3 protein-coding genes are annotated in these 3,516 nt (G+C 60.9%); 2 read left to right on the forward strand and 1 reads right to left on the reverse strand.

Annotated features, from left to right (window positions below; translation table 11 throughout):
* The coding region (locus VIH17_02830; GenBank protein HEY4682164.1) for an AsmA family protein at nt 1-1,785 on the reverse strand (1,785 nt) is incomplete at its 3' end.
* A 136-nt stretch (nt 1,786-1,921) separates the two neighbouring features.
* On the opposite strand from VIH17_02830, the gene VIH17_02835 reads away from it, so the two are divergent.
* Both VIH17_02835 and VIH17_02840 read left to right on the forward strand, forming a co-directional pair.
* Nucleotides 1,922-2,389 (forward strand): CbiX/SirB N-terminal domain-containing protein, encoded by a 468-nt coding sequence (locus VIH17_02835; GenBank protein HEY4682165.1) that lies wholly within the window; start codon nt 1,922-1,924, stop codon nt 2,387-2,389.
* A gap of 4 nt (nt 2,390-2,393) precedes the next feature.
* Nucleotides 2,394-3,113 carry an FAD-dependent oxidoreductase gene (locus VIH17_02840; protein HEY4682166.1) on the forward strand — a complete coding sequence of 240 codons (720 nt, stop codon included), beginning with the start codon at nt 2,394-2,396 and terminating at the stop codon, nt 3,111-3,113.
* Nucleotides 3,114-3,516: the final 403 nt, after the last annotated feature.

Genomic DNA, 3,516 nt, shown 5'->3' on the forward strand with positions numbered 1-3,516 from the left:
CAGGATGCTCGAGGGCTTTTGCGGCTGAAGGGGCTGTTGCGCGGGTTGCTGCGTCGTCTGGGCCGGCGGAGTTGCTTTCACGATTCTTGGCAAGCCACGGCCCGGCCCAAATTTCGGATTATCGGAAGTCCCGGCCACAGAAAAAGGCACGATGATTGCCGAAATGTTCTGTCCCGTCGCCTTCCCGAGCAAGCCGCCTAGCACGCCGGCGAGGACGTCTGAGCCGGTTCTCGGCGCTGTGCCTGCGGTGCCCGAGCTGGCCACGGCGCTCAGGCCGGAGAGTGTCGCCTCGCCCTGGTATTGAATCGTGCCGTCAAAACCAAAGCTGCCGGCAGCGGCGCTATTGAGATTGGGCGATTGCAATTCGATTTTCCTGCTCGCCACGCGCCCGCCGGCGATTTCCAGATCGCCGCCGAAATAGGAGAAGGGCGTGTCCGAAGAAAATCTCTGTTGGCCAAGCGTCAAGATGGTCACGATCTTCGAAAGCTGCTGCCCCATACTGAAGCCGCTAAAGCGGCCCTGGCGAATGGCAAAGTTGCCCGACCCGGTGATGGTTCTCTCCCAATCCTTTCCCTCGGTTGTTCCTCGCGCTTCGAGTTGGGCTTCCAGTTTGCCTTCCATTTTGCCTTTCATCCGGGGCGTGGCTGCGGCCAGGCGGGCGACGTCCACGTCCTTGAGGTTCATCCTGAATGCGAACGGCGCCGGGGCTCGCCCCGATTCCTTCGGGGCGGGCGAGCGATCCACCTCAAGCGACCCGCTCATCACGCCGCCGTAGAGCTCGAGCTCGATCGGTTTGACTTCGGTTCGATTGCCATAGACGCGCAAGTCGGCTTTAAGGTTTGCGGCCTCGTGCGGCGCTTTCTTCACTTTGTCCACCCGGATGCGGCCCGATGCAACCAGCTCGGCTCCGGCCTGGCGGGAGGAATCCACTGAGGGTGTGCTTTCGCTGCTCCTGCCCGTTGCTTGTGCCAGGCGATCCAGGTCAATCTCCGGGAAGTGCAGGTCAAAGCGCACCGTCGGGGCGAAAATCCGGGGCACCTCGAAAGTCCCCTCGGCCGTTAAACCTAATTGCCTGCCGGACTCCGCCCGCAGGTCGCCGCGCACCGCGCCACGCTTCAGCGTGACGCTGCCTCCTGTCAGTCGCAACGGCTCGGGCACGCCCGCCAGCTTCAACGCAACGCCCTTCAAAGAAACCTTGCCCTCGGCGCGGTTCAACTCCTCCGTCGAAAGCGGCAGCTCGCTGGTCTCGAAGTCAATGCCCGTCAATCGCGACCGCTCGACGATTCGACTTCCCACGACCGTCCCATAACGCAACTCCATCTGGCGAATCTCGACGCCCGAGACGCCAGCGAGGGAAATTCCCTCCTGAGTCTGCTTGACCGCCCTTCCCGCTCTCCTCGAGGATTCAAAATTGCTCGCGCCGGCAGCATTCGTAACGAAGGTCAGCACCGGATGAACGAGGGTGAGACCCGTAACCTTCAACCTGCCTCGCAAAAGTTCTCGAAGCGCCACATCGGCACTGAGGCTTTGAGCGGCCAACATCGGCTCCGCCGGAAAGCCCGGCGGGTTTTGGATGGCAGCGCCGCGCATCTCCACCCCCGGGGTGGGCAACAGGCGCAGCCGCATAGACTGGATCGTCACCTTGCGCCCGCTCGCTTCTGCGAGCGCGCTCACCATAAGGTCGCGGTAGCGATCCATGGGAATCAAAAAGGGGATGGCCACCGCCGCCAGCATCAGGGCCGGGAAGATCACAAGCAACACCTTCCACCTTCGACGAAGAGCCATAGGGCGCCTCAAGACGCGACGATATTTAAGCAACCAATATCATACACCGGATTGAAATGTGCGAGTTTGGCCGGCGGTGTTACACGCGCCCTCCCTGTCTTGATTTGGTGCCGCTTTCAGGTGATACTCGAAATTTGTGAGCGCCGAAATATCGCATCAAGTTCAGGGCAAGCCCGCCAGCAAGAAGGCGGGCAAGCTTGGCATTTTGATCTTCGCGCACGGCTCGAGCGTGCCGGAAGCGAACCAGACCATCGCTCGCCTTGCCGAAGAGGTGGCGCGGACGAGCGGCTACAACTACGTCCGTCCCAGCTTTCTCGAATTGGGTGAACCCGATTTGATTACTGCGGTGGCCGGTGCCCGGCAGGCCGGTATCGAGCGGGTCGTCGTTGTGCCCTATTTCCTGACGATGGGGATTCACCTGCGCCGCGACTTGCCCAAGCTGATTGAGGAGGTGCAGCGGCGTTTCCCGGAAATCGAGATTCGACTGGCCGAATCGCTCGATGGCCACCCGCTCATGGCCCATCTTGTGACCGAACGCGCCCGTGAAGCGCTTGCCCGAGGCGAGCCCCGATTGGACCGGGGTGAGCGCGCCCAGAAAAAGTAGTCCCTTGGTAAACGAAACGAAACTACTTCACGCTGCCACCCTGCGCCGCGTCATCGAACTCTGCCCCGGAACCAAGCACTTTGAGTTCGAAATAACCTCGGCGCGGCGTTTTGATTTCACCGCCGGGCAATTCATTTCCCTCACGATGCAGTTCAGCAGCAAGTCCCACACGCGGGCATACTCGATCGCTTCGGCCCTCAACAGGTCGCCTCGATTCGACCTCTGCCTGAATCGAGTCCAGGACGGGCGTTTTTCGAACTACCTGTGCGACCTGGCCGCCGGCGCGACCATCGAATTCGATGGGCCTCTCGGGTTCTTTACCCTTCCCAGGCAGCTCGAACGCGACCTGGTGTTTATCGCCACCGGCACCGGCATCGCTCCCATCCGCGCCATGCTCCAGCAACTTTTTCGTAATGGCACCGGGCATCAGGTCTATTTGATCTTCGGCGTCCGCTATCCCCATACCATCCTTTACCGCGACGAGTTTGAGCAGTTGAGCGCCGGGCATCCCAACTTCCATTTCATCCCCACACTCAGCCGCCCGCCGGCCGACTGGACGGGCGCATCCGGCCACGTTCAGAAACAAATCGAAGCATGCTTCCCCGGACGCAGCAACTTTGACACCTACATCTGCGGATTGAAGTTGATGGTGGACGACGTTCGCCACCAACTGAAGGCCATGGGCCTCGACCGCCGCCAAATTCACTACGAAAAGTACGACTGAGCCGCGCCGCCAGCTCCGCGAGCGACCGAGGCCAGGAGCTTCGACAGAAATACGAGGTTCGGAGCGTGCCGGGTCACCATAGAACCAGTCTTATCATGTCAAGAACAGACGGTTTCGGCATGCCGTGCCTGAGCGACCAGACAGGTTGGAAGGACACTGGCGCGGTGCACGTTGACTGGCCTTCGGGCTCACCCTATGATGCCCGCCATTGCCCAGCAGAAAAGCGAGTTGCGGCAACGCCGGGCAGCGAGCTCCCGAGAACGAGAAGAAGCTATGAAAAATGACGCCCTCCATTCCGCCATCACACTCCTGCTGCAAATCATCGATGAGGCGTATGACAGAAGGACCTGGCATGGCCCCAATTTGAAGGGATCTCTGCGGGGAGTGACGGCCAAAGACGCGG

The sequence above is a fragment of the Candidatus Acidiferrales bacterium genome (assembly GCA_036514995.1).
Taxonomy (GTDB): domain Bacteria; phylum Acidobacteriota; class Terriglobia; order Acidiferrales; family DATBWB01; genus DATBWB01.